The 20,970-nt window shown below is 39.7% G+C and carries 17 protein-coding genes; 7 read left to right on the top strand and 10 right to left on the bottom strand.

What is annotated here, in order from left to right:
* The first annotated feature begins 19 nt into the window (after positions 1–19).
* Positions 20–1,048, top strand: a complete 1,029-nt coding sequence (locus AN395_RS04820; protein ID WP_004585973.1) for a DUF3549 family protein — start codon at positions 20–22, stop codon at positions 1,046–1,048.
* Entirely contained in the window at positions 1,048–1,347 is a 300-nt protein-coding gene (locus AN395_RS04815) for a DUF3301 domain-containing protein (protein WP_004585972.1), read from the top strand. The genes AN395_RS04820 and AN395_RS04815 overlap by 1 nt, the downstream gene beginning before the upstream one ends.
* A 741-nt stretch (positions 1,348–2,088) precedes the next feature.
* Here the strand turns inward: AN395_RS04815 and AN395_RS04810 are convergent.
* Entirely contained in the window at positions 2,089–2,733 is a 645-nt protein-coding gene (locus AN395_RS04810; protein WP_054982269.1) for an N-acetyltransferase, read from the bottom strand.
* A 211-nt stretch (positions 2,734–2,944) separates the two neighbouring features.
* On the opposite strand from AN395_RS04810, the gene AN395_RS04805 reads away from it, so the two are divergent.
* The 3 genes from AN395_RS04805 to AN395_RS04795 all read left to right on the top strand — a co-directional run bounded on the left by AN395_RS04805 (position 2,945) and on the right by AN395_RS04795 (position 4,505).
* Positions 2,945–3,184: a DUF2789 domain-containing protein gene (locus AN395_RS04805; RefSeq protein WP_004585970.1), complete on the top strand. Its 240-nt coding sequence runs from the start codon at positions 2,945–2,947 to the stop codon at positions 3,182–3,184.
* Positions 3,185–3,454: 270 nt separating this feature from the next.
* Positions 3,455–3,718 (top strand): hypothetical protein, encoded by a 264-nt coding sequence (locus AN395_RS04800; RefSeq protein WP_004585969.1) that lies wholly within the window; start codon positions 3,455–3,457, stop codon positions 3,716–3,718.
* 13 nt (positions 3,719–3,731) lie between these two features.
* On the top strand, positions 3,732–4,505 hold the full coding sequence (locus tag AN395_RS04795; protein WP_004585968.1) for a Zn-ribbon-containing protein: 774 nt from the start codon (positions 3,732–3,734) through the stop codon (positions 4,503–4,505).
* Between the two features lie 226 nt (positions 4,506–4,731).
* Here AN395_RS04795 and syd read toward each other — a convergent pair whose 3' ends face one another.
* Positions 4,732–5,271 (bottom strand): SecY-interacting protein, encoded by a 540-nt coding sequence (gene syd / locus AN395_RS04790; RefSeq protein ID WP_054982268.1) that lies wholly within the window; start codon positions 5,269–5,271, stop codon positions 4,732–4,734.
* Between the two features lie 59 nt (positions 5,272–5,330).
* On the opposite strand from syd, the gene queF reads away from it, so the two are divergent.
* Positions 5,331–6,176 (top strand): NADPH-dependent 7-cyano-7-deazaguanine reductase QueF, encoded by an 846-nt coding sequence (gene queF / locus AN395_RS04785; protein WP_054982267.1) that lies wholly within the window; start codon positions 5,331–5,333, stop codon positions 6,174–6,176.
* A gap of 65 nt (positions 6,177–6,241) precedes the next feature.
* Here queF and AN395_RS04780 read toward each other — a convergent pair whose 3' ends face one another.
* The 3 genes from AN395_RS04780 to AN395_RS04770 are packed head-to-tail and all read right to left on the bottom strand — an operon-like array spanning position 6,242 to position 12,530.
* Entirely contained in the window at positions 6,242–7,123 is an 882-nt protein-coding gene (locus AN395_RS04780; RefSeq protein ID WP_054982266.1) for a peptidylprolyl isomerase, read from the bottom strand.
* 20 nt (positions 7,124–7,143) lie between these two features.
* Positions 7,144–10,827 (bottom strand): translocation/assembly module TamB domain-containing protein, encoded by a 3,684-nt coding sequence (locus AN395_RS04775; protein ID WP_054982265.1) that lies wholly within the window; start codon positions 10,825–10,827, stop codon positions 7,144–7,146.
* The gene (locus AN395_RS04770) at positions 10,827–12,530 is read right to left on the bottom strand and encodes an autotransporter assembly complex protein TamA (RefSeq protein ID WP_408003090.1); all 1,704 of its coding nucleotides are present in this window, start codon (positions 12,528–12,530) and stop codon (positions 10,827–10,829) included. The genes AN395_RS04775 and AN395_RS04770 overlap by 1 nt, the downstream gene beginning before the upstream one ends.
* 237 nt (positions 12,531–12,767) lie before the next feature.
* Between AN395_RS04770 and AN395_RS04765 the strand changes: the two genes are divergently transcribed.
* Positions 12,768–13,103 (top strand): ribonuclease E inhibitor RraB, encoded by a 336-nt coding sequence (locus AN395_RS04765; protein ID WP_024033700.1) that lies wholly within the window; start codon positions 12,768–12,770, stop codon positions 13,101–13,103.
* Between the two features lie 16 nt (positions 13,104–13,119).
* On the opposite strand, the gene AN395_RS04760 is transcribed toward AN395_RS04765, so the two are convergent.
* The 5 genes from AN395_RS04760 to AN395_RS04740 form a co-directional block, all read right to left on the bottom strand.
* On the bottom strand, positions 13,120–14,871 hold the full coding sequence (locus AN395_RS04760; RefSeq protein WP_054982263.1) for a DEAD/DEAH box helicase: 1,752 nt from the start codon (positions 14,869–14,871) through the stop codon (positions 13,120–13,122).
* Positions 14,872–15,042: 171 nt separating this feature from the next.
* Entirely contained in the window at positions 15,043–15,345 is a 303-nt protein-coding gene (locus AN395_RS04755; RefSeq protein ID WP_004585960.1) for an H-NS histone family protein, read from the bottom strand.
* Positions 15,346–15,578: 233 nt separating this feature from the next.
* Positions 15,579–15,809 (bottom strand): hypothetical protein, encoded by a 231-nt coding sequence (locus AN395_RS04750; RefSeq protein ID WP_029774020.1) that lies wholly within the window; start codon positions 15,807–15,809, stop codon positions 15,579–15,581.
* 14 nt (positions 15,810–15,823) lie between these two features.
* A complete protein-coding gene (locus AN395_RS04745) occupies positions 15,824–17,647 on the bottom strand; it encodes a putative 2OG-Fe(II) oxygenase (RefSeq protein WP_162232035.1) in 1,824 nt (607 codons plus the stop codon).
* A gap of 60 nt (positions 17,648–17,707) precedes the next feature.
* Complete coding sequence (locus tag AN395_RS04740) at positions 17,708–20,545, bottom strand: TonB-dependent receptor (RefSeq protein WP_029774022.1); 2,838 nt, start codon at positions 20,543–20,545, stop codon at positions 17,708–17,710.
* Positions 20,546–20,970: the final 425 nt, after the last annotated feature.

Genomic DNA, 20,970 nt, shown 5'->3' with positions numbered 1-20,970 from the left:
AAAAACAATTGAGATAACGATGAGCGAACACATAGCGACACTTGGCCAACTTTTAGATGGCGCCGGTACACAATGGCGTGCTTTTGATATTGGCAGGCATATTACTAAGCTTGATAAAAAACAGTTTTTAGCTATTGAGCAAGCGCAAGTTCCTTATCCTTATCCGCTTGCGGGGCATGCATGGCTGGCTATTCAATTTTGGGATAGCAAAGCAAGTAAAGAACCTTATGTATGGTTTTTAAAGTTTCCACTTGATGAGCAAAGTAAATTAGTGAGCGCGAGCCGCGATCATTTCGCTAATATGGTAATTGAAGCCCTAGGCAGCGAAATTACCGGCGAGCAAGCCGATGGTAAGCTAGATAATAACCCTTATGTGTTTACCCCTAATGCAAATAAATTAGCGGCTTTTAACGCCCAACTTAAAGTATTGTTAAAGCAACCAGCCTCTAAATATTACGAGCACACGCAGCTGTACTTTAGTGGCACTTTAGGTTTTGATGATTGGCAAAGCGTTGCGCTACAAGGGATTGCCGATTTTGCACTGCGCTTAAATAACGACAACAACTTAGCAAACTTGCAAAAAGCTTGGCCGCATTTACCACTAGAGGTATTGCAGCCTTTGAGCGCCATGCTTGAGCATGTTGAAATACCGCCATCACTCAGTGAGCTTTTAGTCGCCTATGGCCACACTGCCATTGAAAATAACGATACAATTGCACTAACTGCCGCACTGCGCTCACTTTCAAAAGGCCAAGCCCAAGGGCTGTGTACACAACTAGTAGATGCTGCATTAAGCTCATCTGTTGGCACTGATTCAGATGTACTTTTAACGATTGCAGGGCGATGCTTTTCTCAACTAGAAGAGCCTGAGCGCTTACATATTTTTATGGATAATTGTGCGCACCACCAGCAAATTGCCGAGCTATTTCCCAGTATCTTTGCTGATTTAGTTGCAATACCCACTATACGCCCACATTTATTAGGCTTATTACGTAAAGAAAACCGCAGCGAAACGCTCGCTCGCGCAATTGGAAGGTTGTTCTCTTAATGGCTACTTTGTGGACGTTTATCGCCATTGGCGCTGTAATTTACTTATTTTGGCTAAACCGAAAAGTAGCAGAAGCTGCTAACAGTCATGCCGCGCGCCAAGCTGAGCAATTACAGGTTCAGTTAATGAGCGTAGCGTGCACAAAACGCCGCTTTGGCATTTTAAAAAATGGCAAACCGGGGATCAAAAGCGAATTTATGTTTGAGTTTTCAAGTGATGGCGAAAATGCCTATCAAGGTATTTTAATTATGGAAAATGAAATGCTAAAAAGCGTTGTTGTGCCGCCACACAAAATTTAACTTTAATCGTTAAAACCGGTGGGGTTAAAGTGAAACCACTAAAATAAGTTAATACATAAAACTAAGGCGTAACAAAAGTTACGCCCCACTCTTACAGCATCCTGCTTGTTATCCTTGACCCAAAATCCGTATTATCATCCCCTGAACGAGTAAACAACCCTATTTACCCTCAACATTGCATCCTGCAAAATCCATAACCATCCTGGCTAACCCACGTAAACTAACGCTTGGCTACTTACTGTAGCATCATCCTTGGTCATCCTTTTAAGTAGCTCCTGCCACTTTAAATGCATCCTGCATTTTCCACTTGCCGCCTTGGCCATCCTGCGTAAACTAACGCTCCTGCTACTTCCTGTAGCCTCATCCGTAAATATCCTTAAGTAGTTCCAACTACTAAGCGCTTCATGCACTTCCTAGTTCGTCCTTGCGTCCTTTTTAACTTGTCCTTTATGCTTCCTGCTAGCATCTGCTATGTTGCCTATTCCGTATCCTTGGCAGTAGCTTAGTCATTAAGCTATGTCGTCTTGACAAGTTAAATACTACGCGAGTTTGGGTTTCATCCTACTAGGTAAACAAAATTAATTTTTCGTAATATATATGAAAAAATATAAAACTCTATATAAAACAAAAACTTACCCTTTTAAAGCTGCATTTGTGAACGGCCGTAACTGATAATGCGCACGTCAATGTAAGATATATCTCACGGGCATATGTCCGTAATGGCGCTTATCGCTTACAGACTTACTTTGCATATGGTTTAAAAAGAAGCTCTCCGGATACTTTATTAAAGGCAAGTGCTTTATAAGTGCTAAATCCTTCTGATTTAAAAAACGTATTATGCTCTTGGCGTGTAACAAAAACGGCAAGCCCTTTGGCCCCTGTGTTTTTAGTTGCTAAATCATCTAAGCCTCGTAACAGGTAGCGCCCAAGCCCGTGGCCTTGCACGTGCGGGTCTACCGCAATAAACGCTAAATAGTAGTAATCGCCAATCTCATTAAGCGCAGTACGTATTGTTTGCTCTTTTTCTATTAGTTGGTTGGTTTGCAAATACCCTGCGCTCAGCATTAACTTTAAGCGCCAATGCCAATAACGCTCTGGTTGTAATTGGCTGCTTGACTCAAATACACACGCCACCGCTTTTAATTTATCATCGCGGTACAAGCCTATTAATGGCAGTTTTTCTTGCCAAAAAGCACTGAGCTCTTCGCGTATCACTGAGCGTAATTTTTTCTCGTAGGTAGCTATATTATGTTGATCATAACCTAATAAATTTTGAAGTAGCGGATCATCATGATAGGCCTGATAGATTAAACTCCCTGCAGTGCTTATATCTTCAGGGGCAAGGTATTGTACGCTTAATGTGTGCTCATTAGAGGTGACTGTCATTGTGTATCCTTTTTGCTTTACTACCCTCAACGTTGCCAAACTATTTACCGTATATAAAGTAATTAGCAATTGAATGGCGAAAATGTTTATCTATACTGCAAGTTAACTATATACCTAAAGCAAAAATACCGTCAATTCAGCGAGAGTTTAACTAGCAAAGCCTATAGTCTGGCTCTAAGCTTGGTTTAATTTAATCAGATGGAGTAATAATATGGATACGACAAAACACGATATGAAAACGTTGTTTGCACAATTGGGTTTACCTAGCTCAGAACAACAGATTGACGATTTTATTGCTTCTCACTCACTAGAAGACACAACGCTTTTACAACAAGCTCCTTTTTGGGATGAATCACAGCAGCATTTTTTAGCAGAATCGCTAGCAGAAGATGGCGCGTGGAGCGAAGTAATTGATGAACTTGATGTGAGGCTTCGCCAAGAAGGTAAGTAATACTAATTTGCTCAATTATGCGACCTATTTTGAGGTTTGATAAACGTGTTTATAGCTAAGCAAAAATTCACTATTTGCTTGTTCTAAATGAAAAATTTTTAACCCAGGTAGCGACCCGTTTAGCCCCGCAAAATGATTAAGTATTATTGCGAATTGGTATAATCCCCCCTCTGCTTATACCAAGGCTTTATGCGCCTTGGTATTGTTGCTACTATAGCACCCGCGCAGCAAACACTTGCTGCGCTTATATATTAAAGAGTTACAAATCTAATGAATGCAGTTGTATTTGATGCAATTAAAGTCCTTCTTGATGAAGGCAAAACCCCTACTGTTGCCCTAACTAAAAGCCGTTTAGCACAACCTGTGCCTATGCCGGTTATTATTGCCGCAGTAAGCCAATATAAAAATAATCCTGATTCAATTCATAATTTAATGAAAAACCCTGAGCAGAGCATCGTTGAGCCTAAAACATCTCAACTCGATCGCATTGAGAAAAAACTCGATAGGTTGCTAGCCCTGTTAGAGCAAAAATAATTTGAGACTATAAATGTTCGTTGTTGATTTAACGTTTGACTGCTACCAAGACACCACCCTAGAGCACGCCGAGCAAGCCATTAACCGATTAGTTAATGCGCTGCGTTTTAACGGCCAAATTATGGGTGAAGAATTCCCAACTGTACTAAAAGATGGCTATTTTATTACCCGTGTAATGTGCCCAACCGAAGACGCCATGCACCCATTAAATAATAGCCCTTTTGTAAAACACAGTATTGAGAAGCTGCACAGTGCAGGTTTACTCGCCCCTAAAATAAAAGTTATTGGCCAAGACATTCACTCAAACGGTGCCGATACCTGTAAATCGCCTTCAAGCTATATTTTATACACAACCTATGTGCATACCTGTAGCCCACTGTATTGTGGTGATGATTTTTTACCCGTGCCATTGTTTACTATTCCGGCCATTGCAAATGGGGATTATAAAACACTCATAAAATGGCAAGAAGATTGGCAAGCTTGCGATCAAATACAAATTAACGGCGCTACTCGCTGTGAATTTCCAGCGCTTGAAGAAATATCAAGCACACAAAGTGACTTATATCGTCGCGGTAAAGACATTGCTAAACGTATTCGCTTTTTAACTCAAAAACCGGTTTATTATTATTTATACCGTGTAGGCGGTGTAGATAAAGCTTCAGAACTTGAGCGTAAATGCCCTAGCTGCAATAGTGAGTGGAAATTACCAGAGCCGTGGTTTGGGTTATTTGATTTTAGGTGTGAGCCGTGTGGGTTGGTATCTAATGTTTCGTGGGATTTTCAGTAACTAAAAGCCTGCACTTTGCAAAATAAAAATTACACACCTTATACAAAATCAGCTTAATGCATTGCACTAAGCTGATTTTTTAATGCTCAATTAAATTAAGTAAAAGCGGCAAGTAAGGCTACAGTATCGTTATTTTTACTGTAATAACTGAGCAACCTTTAACGCGTCTTGCAAAGGGCTTATCCTGCACAATAATTAACGATTACTGCACATTGGTTTAATTAATCTAAACCTCAAGCGCTTTTAAAAAAGATTCTATATTGGGTGCAAGTACATGATGCGGCTTTTTACCTACGTACTCTAAACATACCTCACCGGTATTTACCTGCACGGTAACCAGTAAGTCATCTTGCTCAGTTAAACCAATGAACAGGGTTTCTGGCTGCTTTAATTTTCGTTTCATTAATACATGACCGGTAATATTTTGTTGCAGCAGGTCAAAATCATCTTTATTCCAAGCTTGTAATAACTCCACACGGTGACCATCTATGCTGGCTAAAATGCTACCGCCATACATGTGCCCATAAAACTCATCAACCCCTGCTGGGAAGTTCAGCTCAAGCGCGCTAGCTAAATCTGATAATGAACCTGCGGGGGTTTGCAAAGCACTTTTCCATTGAATATTGCCTTGTGCGTCTACCTCGCCAAACTCGCAAGGGCTAGGCCATTGTTCATCGTGTGCCATAAGCGGATATTTAGCGGTGTTTTTAACGGTTTTTTCACAAAATTGCGTGTGAAGTTGGGCCATTTGCATTGCAACAGACATACTGCGAAACTCATTTAAATTAGATATAATGTCCCTATTGTAACTATTTAAGAGCAAACATGACAGATTACAGCAATTCTCCAGACCTTAAAGGTAGTGTGTTAGGACAATCTACTGAATACGTAGATGTATATTCGCCTAGCTTGCTTTTTCCTATTGCCCGCAAGTTAAATCGTGATGCTTTAAATATTGACGAAGCCGAGTTGCCCTTTAAAGGCCAAGATATTTGGACAGGTTATGAGCTTTCGTGGTTAAACGCTAAAGGTAAGCCGCAGGTTGCCGTGGCGCTGTTTACTTTTGCGTGCCAAAGCAGCCATATTATTGAGTCTAAGTCGTTTAAACTTTACTTAAATAGCTTTAATCAAACCCGCTTTGAAAGTACTGAGGTGGTAAGACAGCATTTAATTGAAGACTTATCAAATGCGGTAAATAGCGATGTAGCGGTAACGTTATACGCACCTGATGACTATAACTGCTTACCTTGCACGCCATTACCTGGGCAATGTATTGACGATTTAGATATTGAAATAGATAACTACGATATTGACGCCTACTCACTTAAATCAAAAAGTGACACCCTAGTTACTGAGACCCTGCACAGCCATTTGCTTAAATCTAACTGCTTAATTACCTCGCAACCAGATTGGGCCAGTATAATTATTCGTTACACTGGCGAGCAAATATGCCATGAGGCACTTTTGCGTTATTTAATTTCATTTAGAACCCACAATGAGTTTCATGAGCAATGTGTAGAGCGTATTTATAGTGATTTAACCACGCAGCTAAACATTAAAGAGCTTGAAGTCTATGCGCGTTATACGCGCCGCGGTGGGCTGGATATAAATCCGTATCGTTCAACGCACTATAACGATACGCCTTTTGCGGTAAAAATTAATCGCCAGTAATACCAATCGACTTAAATATCACCATAAAAAAGGAGCTTAAGCTCCTTTTTTATACCCGTTATAAGCTAGTCAATGCGATTAGTCGGAATAGGCATTGCGCACACATCAACATAATTATGGGCGTATACAAACCAAGGTTCGGTACGATTTTTTCGCGCCTCAATCAATTCTCTAAATGATTGCGAGTCTGTTTTCATAACATTAAAGGTGCTTTTATCACGCTTAATATCGGCTAACACCTCAATGTTTGTAATTGGGTTAAATGGCGTATTAGCAACAGGCTTACGCTGTAAACGATTAAAGTGCTGCATACCTTCAAGCACTCTTCCAAATACGGTAATATTTTTATCAAGGTAGCGCGGTCCTTGGCCAATGGTGACAAAAAATTCAGTGCTTGCACTGTTTATCTCATTGCCACGCGCCATGGCAAACACACCGTGGCAATGTACCTGCCAAGTTTGTGTATTAGAGGCGTTTTGTGCGACAGCAAAACCGTTTAAAAACCCCGTTACAGGCGCGTAACCATCGCCTTGTAGCTCTGTAATTTTAAGCGGCTGTGCGGTGCTATGGTAAAACTCCGCAGGCACAGTTTTATTAGCCTTTTTAATTGCTTTATTGCCTGAGCTGTCGCCTCCTTGTGCCACAAACCCTTCAACAAAACGATAAACACGGGTATTTTTATAAAAGCCTTCTCGTGCAAGTTGTTTTATGTGCGCAGTATGTTTAGCTGCAAGCTGTGGGTTAAGCTCAACATAAGCCGCCCCTGTAGGCAGCGTAATTTTTAAAACATTTTGCCTGTCTACATTTCGCCATTCGTGCGCTTTAGCATGCTTTATTACCTCGCTTGCGCTACGGGTTGGGGTTTGTTGAGTGCCCGCGTGTTGCTCTGTGTATTGGGCGCAGCCAGTTAACCCTGTTATTAGTGCTGCTAAATATAGTCCTTTCATATAATCCTTATACTGCCTATTTAGTCCCAATCAAACTTATAGAGTAAATCAACATTTTGATTTAAACCACTGGTGATCTCTACATAAAACTGCGAAAGCAGCTGATAGCGAATAGCGACCTCGCTGAGCGAGTCAAATACCCCTACGCTGTATTTAACTTGTAAGCTAGGCGCTACATAGCCCGATATTTCAAGCTTAGTGTTATCGCCAGAGCCCGTTGAACTTAAGCTTACATCAGATAAACCAATGGTTTCGCCAACTTTAGATACAACGCCTTCACTGCGGCTCACCCCTTGTGAGAGCAATAACTGAGTAAGCATAGCATCGCTTGAACTGTCGCCCTCGCCTAGCGGCTGCCCATTGAGTAAATAGGCCAGCGCTTGTGCTTGATCCATTGCCGGCTCAGAAAATACTTTTAAGGTAGGTTGCTCAACGTTACCAGTAAGCGTAACACCTGCCACAACATCGTTTGCTGTGGTGTCTGGATTACGTATGGCTTTAATATTTAAAAATGGTTGCTCAATCGAGCCACTAAACCCTATTTGCCCAGTACTAATAATTAAATCTTGGCCAAAAGCTAAATACGTACCATCGATTAAATTTAGCTCGCCGGTGGCAATTATAGGGGCGCCCTGGCTCATTTTGATGGCTAAATCGCCCGCTATTTTCGACTCAAGACCAAACGATTCTATTTTTACATCGTTTTTAACAATCACTTTTAAATTTACATCGTAATCAAACGGCACGTTTTCTGCCGTTTCAGTTTGTTGATCAACAATAATCTCATCGTCGCTCACTTGAACGGCGCCCTCTGGCAGCTCTTCAATCATTACCCTGCCATGAGGCACTATCACTTCGCCAGACAGCTTTAATGCATTATTTGCAAGTCCAATGGTTAAATCAGGCGATACTTTAAACGTCACGCCTTGCTGCGCGCGTACAAAAAACTGCTCGCCGTTAACGCTTACATTTACCTCAGGCTGTGTACCTTGCCAATCTACGTCGCCGGTTAGGTTGATTTTACCGCCTTGGGTGTCGTTTAAATTACCTTTAATTGTGGCGGTGGTTTTATTAAATAAAATATTTACATTAGATTTTTGCAACACCACCGGCAACTGCTCACCTTCTAAATTGATATCACTGACATTTAGCTCACCATTTAATAGTGGGTCTTGCAAAGTGCCGGCAACTGCCACGTTACCTGTTATATCGCCTTTTAATTGCTCAAGGGTTTCGAGAAAAGGATGTAAGTCTGATAGCAATATTTTATCTATATTAAGGTGACCGTTTAATGTTTGCTGATTTTGAATATCATCAATATTAATTTCGGTGGCTATTTTACCTAGCACACTTGAGCGTAAATCGGCCTCTAGCTTACCCGTTTGAGAATCAGTGTAAGCACTGACTTTTAGCGTTTCGATGGGTAATCTAAACCGGTCTTCCTCTGAGGTAAGAACAGCAACAAGGTCGTGCGCATTTAAATTAGCGCGAAGTGTTTTTAATGCGCCCTCGTTCCAATTTGCAGCAAAGTCGCCGCTTATATCACCACGCGTACGCATGTTATCTGGTAAAAAGTGTTTAAGCTCTTCAAGCGCTAAATTGCTCAACGTAGCATTAAATTGCCCCAAGTTTTTAGTTTGCGCAAGGGTGTTAATACATAGCTCACTTTTGTTTGAGCGCCAGCAATGCGCACTCACATCAAAATCGCTGGTTTGGGTATTAAACATCACCGCAATTTTTTTACTATTACTAAAGCTGAGTTTCTTATCACTTAGCGTTATGTTACTGAGCGAGCCATTCCACACGTCATTATTGAGCTTACCGGTTACTTCAAGTTCAGCAGCGCCTTGCTCTGCATCTATGGCGGCCACCAGCTGATGGTCGGTTTTATCGCCAGTGGCAGTTAGCTCAACACTATTAATTACCTGATCAGCAACCATTGCTGAGCCTACGTTTAAGCTCACATCGGTTTGCCAATCTGCGGCTGTATCGAGCTGACCTTTAAGGGTGAGTTTATTAACGTTTATGTCGTTATACATAAAGTTATCGAGTAATAACGATAAATCAACGGCGGGGGTTAAACGGGGTCCTTTAACTTTTAAATCGGCCTTACCGTTTGCAACGAATGGCAGATTAGTTTGCTCATTTCCGGTAAGTGTTACTTTTCCGTCAACCTGCCAGGTGTCGTCAACTTGCCCGCTCAAGGTTAATTTATTGGCACCGCTACTTAAATACAGGCTGTCTATGTTGGCTTTTAGCGTATTGTTAAGTGCAAAGTTTGAGGCAAATTCAAGCGGTGTTTGGTTCAATGTACCTGCAAGTTGTGTATTATTCATTTGCAAGTGCCAGTTTTGCCCTTCGCTGTTAAAGCGCCCTTCTAGCTGGCCAGAAATATTACTTGTAAGCGCATCTGTTAAGTACTGCGCTTTTAAGCTATTTAACGAACCGGTGAAATCGGCTTGTATGCCCTTTTGCCAATTAACATTACCTTTAAATATTGCACTACTGTCGTTTGCTTTTAGGCTTAAGGTACTTAGCTGCGCTTGGCTAAGTGAGCCGTTTAATTGCGTGTTTAATACTACAGCTGGATAGGCACCTAATTGGCTATGCACTTTTAAACTTAGCGTGTAATCATCCGCATTACCCGAGGCTGATAAATCAACATTATTTACTTTTAGCTCGTTACTTTGAGCGTCAATCAACCATTGCTCAACTTTACCAGTAAGTTCAAACGGATAATTTTTTTGTTTTAAATTAGCCGTTGCCGTTAAATTTAATGGGTACTGACCAGTCGTGTGTAAATTTATATTTAAATCAGATAGATCACCACTTAACGCTAAATTCGCTTGGTGCAAGTCGCTATTTAGCGCTACTTTAGCGTTTAATGGTAAATTACCTGCAAGCTCACTAGTTAACTCTGTATTTAGTTGCCATTGTTGGTACTGCGCGCTAAGCGTTTGTAAGTTAACTTTTTCATCTTCTACATTTAATACAAGCGCTATATTTTCGATTGTGTGAGTTTGCTCACCTTGCTCAATATCCACCTTTTTAACGTCAAACTGCTCTACCCGTAAATTAAGGGGCGATGTAAATTCTATATCTGGTAACGCAGGTAGCGTTGTTAGCGCCTGGCCTGGATTAGCCGTTGCTTGATTAGATGAGGAGGGTTGCTCTTTAAGCTTTACCAATACATCACTAATAGTTAGGCTTTTTAATGCTAAGGTTGCATCTTCAGCTTTCGCTGCAAGGGTAAAGTTATTTACGGTTACATCAGCACTGGAATGATTTAATACAAATTTGTTTATTGCTACATTTTTAACGGCAATATTAAAGGGAAACGTAATTTTAGTTATTGGCTCTGAGGTGCTCTGTTGTGTGGCTTCGGGTGCATTGCCAAGGGCAAGTTTGATTGACCGCGCACTTACATTTTCAATACATAGGCCATCGCACTGCCACCAAAATAAATCTATTTTAAGCTGCTGCGCTTTAAAATCTGTACTTTGGTTTTTAAAGCTCACATTAAACGGGTTGTTATATAAAAAACGCCCTTTTTTAATCTCGATATGTAAGCCGTCCACCATTTTATTGGCACTATAAGCAATAAATTGATTACCGGGCGCAGTAAATAACAAACAAAATATAATAACGGCAAGCGTGATTAAAACGCCGATGATTGCGGCGGATATTTTTTTAAATACTGACATTAAATTTCTGGCCCTATGGTAATGCTTAAACGTGTGCTTTTACTTTCTTTAGTAAGCCCCCATGCATGGTCTACTTTTACGGGGCCAATGGGTGTTAAATAACGAAAGCCAAAGCCTGCGCCCACTTCAAAGTCGTCCGAAAAGTCATTTGTAGCGGTACCGCCATCAACAAATAAAGCGGCGCGCCAATTTTGTGCAAATTGGTAATTGTATTCAATAGTACTGGTTAGTAAGTATTTACCACCGATTAAATCACCGTCTTCATCTTCAGGAGAAATAGACTGATAAGCAAAACCACGCACACTTTGGTCACCACCGGCATAAAAGCGCAGCGAGTAAGGTACGTTTTCAATATTATCGACCAGCATGGCGCCCACGTTTGCTTTTAAAAAAACTAAGTGTTTATCTAAATAGGTTCGCAGCCACGCATGCTGCAGCTGCACCCGCACTAAGTTTGTGGTTGAAAGTACATCATCTAAACCAAACTCAGCCGAAATTAGCCACTGCTCACCCCAATAAGGCGTTGTGCCTCCTTTTGACTTTTTACGGGCATAGCTAATACCGGGCATAAGCATTTCGGTGCTTTCTTCTGGTTCATCACCAATGCGGTATGTTTCTTGGTCTCGACGTAAAAAGGCCGTGCGTACCCATTTATCTTCAGTTAACCATTGGCGCTGCAGTTGGCCGGTCAGTATTTCACTGTATATATCATCGGCAAGTTCATCTTCTAACTTGTAACCCACTGATAAACGCCATAAATCGTCGTTAGGGTCATCTACCGGAATGGTGTACGCCATAGAAATATCTTGCTGTTTCTCAGCTACATTTAAATTGCTTTCCAGATAATGCCCGTCTTCTGTGATCCAGGGTTTACTCCATTTAAAACGCACTTTCGGGCCCAGCTCGGTATTAAAGCCACCGCCTACTTCGTAGCTATTAGCAGGTTTGTGTAGCACATCAATATTAATAGGCACTTGGCCATTTGCTCTTGCTGGTATATCGGCATAAATACGCACGCTTGCAAAATACGGTGTGCTTGAGAGCTCAAGGTTATAATCGGCAATTTGTGTGGCTTTATAAGCTTGCCCTTGGGTAAAAGGTGCAAGTGAACGAATGTATTTTTCTGCGGGGGTTTCGCTGGCAATGATTATATTGCCATACGTGTAGCGCACGCCGGTATCTATATTAAATGTAATAACGGCACTGTTTTTTTGCACCGATACCGCAAGCTTTCGGGCTGGCCATTTAGCATCAAAATAGCCTAGCTCTAATAGCATTGACTCTATTTTTTTATGAGCTGAGTCATACCTGCCATGATTAAGAACATCGCCCTGGGTTAAATTTAAATTTTTAATAACGTTTTGTAATTGCGAGTCGTTTTTACCCTCACCATTAAGCGTTATATTAATAGCTTCTATGCGCGTTGCAGGGCCGCGCTCTACTTTAACGATAAGTTCTTTATCGTCTTTATCAAACTCAATGTCTACCGTTGGGTTGTAATACCCCAGCGCTTTAATACTGCTTTGCACTTGCTTTTTGGCATAGCGGCGCAAGGTTCTGGTGGGTTTTTCGCCAACCAGTTGTTTTAAATAGAGCTCAACGTTACTTTCTAACTCGCCACTAATCCCTTTAATTTCGTAATCTTCAATTACCCTTTGCTCAGCGCTGGCTTGAGTGCTTATAAAAAAAGCTAAAAAAAACACAAAACGTAATAACTGTTTGAACAAGTAAATATCCTTACTTTTTATTCTTTAAAATTTAACCACCAATGAGTTGCATACTACCATAGCCATAATGAGCAACACATTAACTTAATGGTAATCTTGCACCAAATTTCACTCCCCTTTAAAGCCTATAAAGTTAAAATTAATACGCTTTAAAGCAATATTTTGGTTACAATAGTGACTACGAATACAAAATTAATTTTAAATGAGTTTTTAATGCAATTCCCTGATGATGATAACGGCCAACTTTTAGCCGAAATAGCCGCTGCTGGCGTTGATTTAAGCAAAATGCACCAAATCGATTTTTTCATTTTATTTGAACAACAAGCTGATGCTGAAAAATTTGCCAAAGAAATAATCTCTGATGCATTAGTACAAAGCGCAAACGTTGAAAAGTGTAAAGACACAGGCGTGTGGGAAGTGATTACTCATGTACAAATGGTGCCAGAGCACACATTGCTTGGCCAAGCAGAGCAATACCTTGAAAGTATTGCTAATAGTTATAATGGCTATGGCGATGGCTGGGGTTTAATGGACGAAGACGCCGCTTAACAAAAATCAGTTAAGCTTAACCGCTTAACTGATTAGCTTTTCTAAAGTTGCCAGAGTAATCAAATAATTTATCAGATACCTTCCAGCCATACTTTTTACTTTTACGCGCGATAACAAAATCGGGATGCACTAAATCAAACTGTGCCTTAATAACCTGCTCAGCACTTTTAAATTCGACAGGCGCTTGCCCCTGCCCTAGGCGTTTACCAAACTGTTTATTAAAAATATACTGCCCGCCTTTACTGGCAAGGTTATATACCTCATCGCAACTTGCACCATCTTCATCAAAGTAGGTTATTTTAATTAAATCATCTTTAAGTTTTACCACTGATAACCCACTACAGCGCAGTACTAACGCATCTTTTAAATTAAGGGCGTTACGTAGCTTGTCGTCGGGGTCGGCCATTACTGCGCCGCAATCATGGCATTTACGAGCTGCTATATCGTTTTGAGCGCCGCATTGTTCGCACTCTTTAAACCTAAACCGATAATCGCATTGCTCTTTATGGCCTTCGTCATCTTCTAATAAACCTTGGCAGCGCCTGCCAAAATGCTCAACTACTCTGCCATCAGCATCGGTTTTTCCCCAAAAAATATTTGCAAACCCACACCCAGGGCAAAGCACTTGAACGGGCTCATTATCGCTATCACCTTTTTTATCGCCCACCTCAGGGTGAAATAAATCAAAGCCGTTGCCTGCGTAATCTATAACTAAGCAGTCTGTTTTTCCTTCATTTAGCCTAAGCCCACGGCCAACAATTTGCTGGTATAAGCTAACCGATTCGGTGGGGCGTAAAATAGCGATAAAATCGACATGCGGAGCATCAAATCCGGTAGTTAAAACAGAAATATTAACGAGGTATTTTATGTTTTTTTGTTTAAATTGATTTATTAATTTATCGCGTTCTGCATTTGGGGTATCGCCAGTTATAAGGGCACTTTGCTCTGCGGGTAAATAAGTTAAAATTTCTTGCGCGTGCATCACCGTTGCCGCAAATATCATCACGCCTTGGCGGGTTTCACTGTATTGTATTACCTGCTTCAGTATAGCTTGCGTTGCGCGCTCACTATTTTTTAAAAGCGCATTCATGTCATCAGTCGTATATTGACCAAACGCATTAGTAGCCAAGGACGAAAAATCATAATGACTAATTGCCGCGTCCACTTCATTTGGCGGCGTTAAGTAATTATGTTTGATCATATACCTGAGCGGTAATTCAAATATACAGTTTTTAAATGGACTTTCTTTATTACCTTTTACAAAACCATGGTAATGATGATGGTATATCCACCCCATTCCTAATCTATAAGGTGTGGCTGTTAAACCCAATACTTTTAACTGAGGATTATATTCTTTGAGCGCATTTATAACCTTTCCATATTGGCTTTTTTTATCACCATTTACTCTGTGGCACTCATCAATAATAAGCAAAGAATAATGCTCATTTAATTTATTTAAATTACGCGATAAAGACTGAACACTGGCAAAGGTAACTTGGTGGCTGAGTGATTTTTCTTTTAACCCTGCTGAAAATATACTCGCTTCTAAACCAAAACTTTTATATTTTTGTGCGTTTTGTTCTACCAACTCTTTAACATGTGCAAGCACCAAAATTTTTTGCTTAGCAATTCGCGCAAGCTCTGCAATAACAAGGCTTTTACCCGCACCGGTAGGCAGTACAATCACGGCAGGATCATTTGTTTTTCGAAAATGTAAAACAGTGCGCTCTACGGCCTCTTGCTGATACGGCCTTAATTTATAGCTCATGAAAATAGTAAATAGAATAACCAGAAATGCAGTTTAACAAATACTAAGCGACTGCGGGGAGTTTAAGGTAAGTTTTGGCCAATTAAATCTCGCGTACAAAGCGTAAGCCTAAGTTTAGTTATTAAATTATACGCCATTAAAAAGAGAAGCCGTAGCTTCTCTGTTACTTTATTAAGCTAGGTGCTTTTGTAAATCAACACCTTCAAACGCTTTAGGGCGACGACCACGACCGGTCCATTCAATCACTTCGCCATCTACTTCAATACGATACTTAGCTTTTACTTTAGTACGTTTATCTGCTGTACCGTCTTGTAAATCTTCTAACGTAAGTCCTTTTTCTTTTAAAAGATCCAACACTTCCTGTTTAGCTTGTAGCTGCTCAGTATATTTTGCAATCGCATCAGTGATTAATTGTTGTGCTTTTTCTAGCTCAGTTAATGATGCTGTTTTAATAAAAGATCGAACTTCTTTCATTTATATCTCTCTTGCTTGTTGGAGTTAACTTTTTAGTTTCAAAGCAAGTATAAACCCAACAATATATTTTTACCATGAGCAATTTTACTCCATAGCAAAAGGTATAAAAGCAAATACTTTAGCATGAGAAATCAGCATAGAATAAGTATAGTAATGGACTTTAATATCAAATAAAAAATATTTAACCTCTATTAATTTTTTAATAGAGGTTAATAAACTTATAAAGTTAAAGTCTATTTATCAATTTTTACACTACCACGGGTCATCTCTCTCATTGCCTCTTGGCTTAATTTTTCTTGGTAAGCAATTTGTTCAGGTGTTCTACACACTCTTGTTGCAATGTTGCTACCTGTGGTTTTTTCGAGTTTACATATTTTGCCATCGCTTTCACTGGCTTTAAGTGCTGCTGCACTAGTGCAACCTGAAGCTAAAATTACTAATAATACGGTACAAAGATGTTTCATTGTTTATCCTTAATTTAAGTGTGTTGAGGGAGTATGTCATAAGCAATTGTTACTCGTTCCATTTCACTATTTAGGGTATTAGTCCCATGCCAAAAATAGGATGGAAATTGAATAAGTTTGCCTTCCTCTGGTTTTAATGTTGTCTCAGGTAAAAGCTTAGTGTGCATATTAAATCCTGGCTCACCTAGCTTTAACCACCCTTCTTGGTTGGTTGATTCAGATATCAGCGTGGGTATAGATACATAAAATGGTGAACTCATCCAACCTTGGCTGTGATAATGATTTTTATGAAAACCTTTACCTTTCAGAATTACCGACCATGAATCAGTTACTTTAAAATCACCAACATTTCTTTTTAAAAAAGGGTGTTGATTATCTTTTGGAAGCCTTGATAAAAAGCATGACGTTAACTCGTATAGCTCCTGCTTTAGTATTTTTAGTATCGGCAGTTGATAATCAAATAACTTTTCTGCGGTTTGAGAACCATTCACTAAAGATTGCTCTAAAGGATGGTTTTGATAATAATGATACTGTTTTAACGTACCTTTAAGCTCAGTTAAAAAATCATCTATAGAAGCAAAGCCAGAAGGTGTTGCTATTTTCTCCTGCATAACAAATAAATCATAATTGCAGTAATATGAGTACAGCTCGCTTTTTAGTAATCTCAATGCTGTATTTTTAATACACAAGTACTCTTGGTTATATTCGTCTTGATTTAATAACTTATTTATAATGTTCAATGCGTGTTCTGGTTTATCTATCGCAATATAGCTTTTGGCTAATTCTATGTACGCGTGATTATTCTTAAACCTATTACTGGCAGCTAAATGGGTCTCTAAAGATTCATCAAATAAGCTGTTTTCACGTTCGTAATCACCCACTATAGAAAACGCTTTTTGTGGGCAATTGCTTTGAGAGAGTATTTGCTTTGCTATTTTGTAAGCCTCAGTTTGCTTACCCGATGTATAAAGCTTTTGTGCAAGCTCAGCTTCCAGTGCAGTATTTTTTCCAGTTATTTTTAAAGCATGGTTATATGAGGATAAAAAACCAGAGTCTGCAGTTTCCCATAGCATTTGGTTTAGCCAATGATGACTGTCTAAATCTAGCGGGTTGATAGTTGTTAGTTCTGTATATATTGCTTTGGCTTTTTTAAACTTACCGGCTAAGTGATAGCAGCTGGCCATATTTTTTTTAGCTTCAACTAAACCAGGGCTTAATTTTAAGCTTTGCTCAAAAGTTATAATTGCTTTATCCCAAAAGCATAAAGCTTTTAAAGCCAACCCTTTACTATTGAGAATACTAGCATCAGCACCAAAATTGCGAATATAATCATCTGTGAGCCTATCGACCTCAGTAAACTTCTCAAGCTTTAAGTCTGTTTTTATTTTTGCACTGAGAATAACTGCATTTTGAGGGGATAGTGTAAATGCTTTATCAATGTATTCTTTTGCTTTAGTAAATTCATTCTTTTTAAAGTACAAAACAGAGATATTATAAAGTGTTTCTATATCGTCACTATATATAGCCAATACATTTAAATATTGTTTTATTGACTTATCAGGTTCACCCAACAAGTTATATAATTTTGCTTTATTTACATTTAAATGAAAATGACGTGGACTTAGTTTAATACCTTTTTCAATCTCGGCTAAACATAATATATAATCTTTTTTCTTTTGGTATGCTATAGATTTTAAGTGATGAAGGTGCGCTACAATACTCGATTCATTACTTTTAATCGAATTAGCAATTTTTAATGCCTTAAGGAAATTATTATTATTAATTTCCTTAAGGATTAAGTTGCTTACATCTTGAAATGACATGCCTTGGCTTTGCATATGTTCTCTTAAATAATAAAAAGGCCGATAATATACCGGCCTTAGCATTAAAGCTTATGCTTAGAATGAAATAGTTGTACCTACAAAGAAGTTACGACCGATGTACTTATACAACGTAGTATCTGTATTGGCATCATCATAATCGCTGTAATATGGAGGCTCTTCATCTGTTAGGTTATCTATACCACCACGTAACGAAACATGCTCGTTAAGTTGGTAAGTACCACTTAGTGTATGTGATACAAACGAGTCAGCTTCTGGTGAATAGTAATCCGCAGGGTCTCCATCAAATAATGCAACTGATTCTGTAACAAGCGAATCTACATACATCACTTTGTATGAAACAGTCCAATCATCACCGGCTGCACGTAAGCTTACATTATGTTTCCACTCAGGAATTGAGCCAGAACCACTTGATGCAACACCTACGTAATCTTGAATAGGCTCACCAGCAAACTCTTGTACTTCCCATTTAGAGATGTAAGAAGCTTCCCAATCAGCTCTCCACGCTAAGCCAGCAGCGTCAAAGCTATATTGAGCGTTGAAATCTACGCCCGATAGGTTCCAAGTAGAAAGGTTTTGATCAAGTGATGGAGTACCATCAAAGTTACCCGTTGCATCACGTACAACACCTTCACAAAGTGCAAAAGAACCACCTTGTCCACCTTCTTCACCCGCGCTATAACATTTATCTAGCTTAGTCGTAATACCAACAGAGCTTATTACGTTATCTACTTCAATATCGTAGTAATCAACAGTAAAGCTTAGCCCTTCAATTGGCTCAACAACAAGACCAACTGTAAATGTATCAGCAGTTTCAGGACCTAGGTCTGGGTTACCGCCAACAACCGCACGAAGTTGACCACTGTTTTGTGCAAACGTACCATCTGAAGGAATTAGGCCGGCTGCTGCATCAGAAGCACAGGCTGTTTGGTATCTAGAATCAAAGCCAGCACCACCAAAACCAGTACAAGGGTCTGTATAATTGGTGAAGCTATCTGACTGACCACCGTAAAGCTCACTTACACTTGGTGCGCGAAATGCTGTTGATAATACAGAGCGAAGCATAACTTCGTCTGTCATACGCCAAGTTAGACCTAACTTATAAGTAGTATCTGATCCAAATGTATCGTAGTCAAAGTAGCGAAGCGCAGCTTCTAAATCTAAAGACTGAACCAGTGGTAAATCATTCAATAGTGGAACAACAAGCTCTACATATGCTTCGTCAACTTTATAGCCACCAGAAGTTGGCTGTACAGCATTACCTGAACCGATACCTGATGAAGAGAATGCATCTGGTTGATTAAATGCTGATTCTTCACGGTGCTCTAGACCAAATGCAAAGCCAACAACACCAGAAGGCATTTCAAATAAATCACCCGAAATTGAAGCGCCTAAGTGGTGCATTTCTGTACCTGAAGTACCCTGATCGGTGTAACGCAAGTAATCGGCATCTGACTGTGAAAGCGCGCCTTCACCGAAGTAGTTAATACATGGAGCAGATGCATCGTTGCCTGTAACCGTGTAGTCACTAGGCGAACCTGTAACCGAGACACCTTCACAGTTTTCATTTACTGACGCTATCATTTTGTCTACGTTGATGTAGTTTTTAGAACGGTCAATAGCGCTATTTCGACCATATGTATAGAACACATTCCAAGCGTATTGATCAGCGATAAAGCCCTCTAAACCAGTTGTAAATTGTGCTGTATTTACTTCTTGCTCGAATACACGGCCACCCATTTCTGACATACGACGCAGCGGTAACATGTCTACATTGTCGCCAGGAGTTGCAAAATCATACAAGCCTGAGAATGGGTAAACTTCTGGGTTTTGACTTAATACCCAACTACGACCATCAACACTGTATGTGTAGTTGATAGGTGCTGGTGCCATTTGTTGCGTTGAGGTACGGTTTGTATAGTACGCTTCTGCAAAAAAGTTTAAGTTATCTGCTAATTCATAATTACCTAACACGCTCACATTATAACGAGTTGCAGGCGTAGATAAGTATGAAGCAGAAGAGTAGTTATAGGTATCGTTGCCTTCGCCACTACCCACATATGTGTGATAGCCAGTATCAGTTGATGAACCGTTACCGCCAGGCTCAAACTGAACTCTTCTACCATCATCTAAGATTGCATTCATACCTAAAGAGTTACCAGAACCGGCACAAAAACGCTCACCGCCACTTTCAGCGTATGGACATGCTGAATAATCTCGGTCGCTAGCACGTACAGTACCACGGTCGTAAAAACCAACGTTTACAACAACATTACCTTTATCACTGCTCACACCAAAGGTGCTACTTAAGCTAGCTTCTTCACCGTCACCTTCACCTGTCTCTGCATAGCTGGCATCTAGCTCAAAGCCTTCAAAGTCATCGCGCATGATAATATTAACCACACCAGCAAGAGCATCAGAGCCGTAAACAGCTGATGCTCCGTCTTTTAAAACTTCTATGCGTTTTACAGCGCTAAAAGGAATGGCATTAAGATCCACGGTAGAAGATGCACCAGTACCTGAGGCAATCATACGGCGTCCATTAACAAGTACCAATGTACGTGATGAACCCATACCTCTTAAGTTAACAGTTGCATTACCATTACCGCCATTATTTACAGCAGCAGTTAATCCGCCCGACTGAGCGGTAAGGTTTTGTAACGCATCGGAAATATTTGAAATACCCTGAACTTTCATATCTTCAGTAGTAATAATGCTCACTGGTGAAGCGCTTTCAAGATCTGCACGTTTAATTCGTGAACCGGTAACCTCTATACGCTCTACCTTTTCAACTCCCTCTTCAGCAGCAATTGAATTTGCTGAAAATACAGCTGTAGATGCCGTACCAAAAGCAATCGCTAAGCGCACCGCTTTTGAAACTTGGTTATTTAACATTGGATTCTCCCTGAAATAATTTTATTTATATATTTATTATTTTAGCCATTAAATAAATAGCTTAAGAAGTGAAAGTACCGCTTCTTTTGTGAATGTTAGTATCAATATATAAACATAGTCAACATATTAAAAACCAATAATTCACATCAATTTAAATATAATTAATATTAGTTTATTTCGATAAAGGGGACAAAAAATAAAGTATGAATATACCAATAACCGGAACAATGCATTTTTGAAAATAAAACGTAAAATACTTCTACTTATTTACATTTTTAAAGGTGTTAACAAGGTAATTTAAAATTTATAAATGACAAGGTGACCAAGAACAATGTTTAACAAGTCGCCAAAAAGCAAAGGAATCGGGAGCTGCAGCTCGTATGGCCTTTGGAATACCATCAAAGCTGCTAGATTATTAATGTGCA

It is taken from the genome of Pseudoalteromonas sp. P1-30, assembly GCF_001400005.1.
Taxonomy (GTDB): domain Bacteria; phylum Pseudomonadota; class Gammaproteobacteria; order Enterobacterales; family Alteromonadaceae; genus Pseudoalteromonas; species Pseudoalteromonas atlantica.
The sequence above is the reverse complement of the archived record's forward strand: the minus strand, read 5'-3'. Positions and strand labels throughout refer to the sequence as shown.

Excerpts from the sequence above, each read along its gene's own strand:
- AN395_RS04780 (WP_054982266.1), bottom strand. The coding sequence starts at position 7,123 with ATGAAAGGACTATATTTAGCAGCACTAATAACAGGGTTAACTGGCTGC.
- AN395_RS04795 (WP_004585968.1), top strand. The coding sequence starts at position 3,732 with ATGTTCGTTGTTGATTTAACGTTTGACTGCTACCAAGACACCACCCTA.
- syd (WP_054982268.1), bottom strand. The coding sequence starts at position 5,271 with ATGTCTGTTGCAATGCAAATGGCCCAACTTCACACGCAATTTTGTGAA.
- AN395_RS04755 (WP_004585960.1), bottom strand. The coding sequence starts at position 15,345 with ATGAAAGAAGTTCGATCTTTTATTAAAACAGCATCATTAACTGAGCTA.
- AN395_RS04810 (WP_054982269.1), bottom strand. The coding sequence starts at position 2,733 with ATGACAGTCACCTCTAATGAGCACACATTAAGCGTACAATACCTTGCC.
- AN395_RS04805 (WP_004585970.1), top strand. The coding sequence starts at position 2,945 with ATGGATACGACAAAACACGATATGAAAACGTTGTTTGCACAATTGGGT.
- AN395_RS04820 (WP_004585973.1), top strand. The coding sequence starts at position 20 with ATGAGCGAACACATAGCGACACTTGGCCAACTTTTAGATGGCGCCGGT.
- AN395_RS04815 (WP_004585972.1), top strand. The coding sequence starts at position 1,048 with ATGGCTACTTTGTGGACGTTTATCGCCATTGGCGCTGTAATTTACTTA.
- AN395_RS04775 (WP_054982265.1), bottom strand. The coding sequence starts at position 10,827 with ATGTCAGTATTTAAAAAAATATCCGCCGCAATCATCGGCGTTTTAATC.
- AN395_RS04750 (WP_029774020.1), bottom strand. The coding sequence starts at position 15,809 with ATGAAACATCTTTGTACCGTATTATTAGTAATTTTAGCTTCAGGTTGC.
- AN395_RS04760 (WP_054982263.1), bottom strand. The coding sequence starts at position 14,871 with ATGAGCTATAAATTAAGGCCGTATCAGCAAGAGGCCGTAGAGCGCACT.
- AN395_RS04800 (WP_004585969.1), top strand. The coding sequence starts at position 3,455 with ATGAATGCAGTTGTATTTGATGCAATTAAAGTCCTTCTTGATGAAGGC.
- AN395_RS04765 (WP_024033700.1), top strand. The coding sequence starts at position 12,768 with ATGCAATTCCCTGATGATGATAACGGCCAACTTTTAGCCGAAATAGCC.
- queF (WP_054982267.1), top strand. The coding sequence starts at position 5,331 with ATGACAGATTACAGCAATTCTCCAGACCTTAAAGGTAGTGTGTTAGGA.
- AN395_RS04745 (WP_162232035.1), bottom strand. The coding sequence starts at position 17,647 with ATGCAAAGCCAAGGCATGTCATTTCAAGATGTAAGCAACTTAATCCTT.
- AN395_RS04740 (WP_029774022.1), bottom strand. The coding sequence starts at position 20,545 with ATGTTAAATAACCAAGTTTCAAAAGCGGTGCGCTTAGCGATTGCTTTT.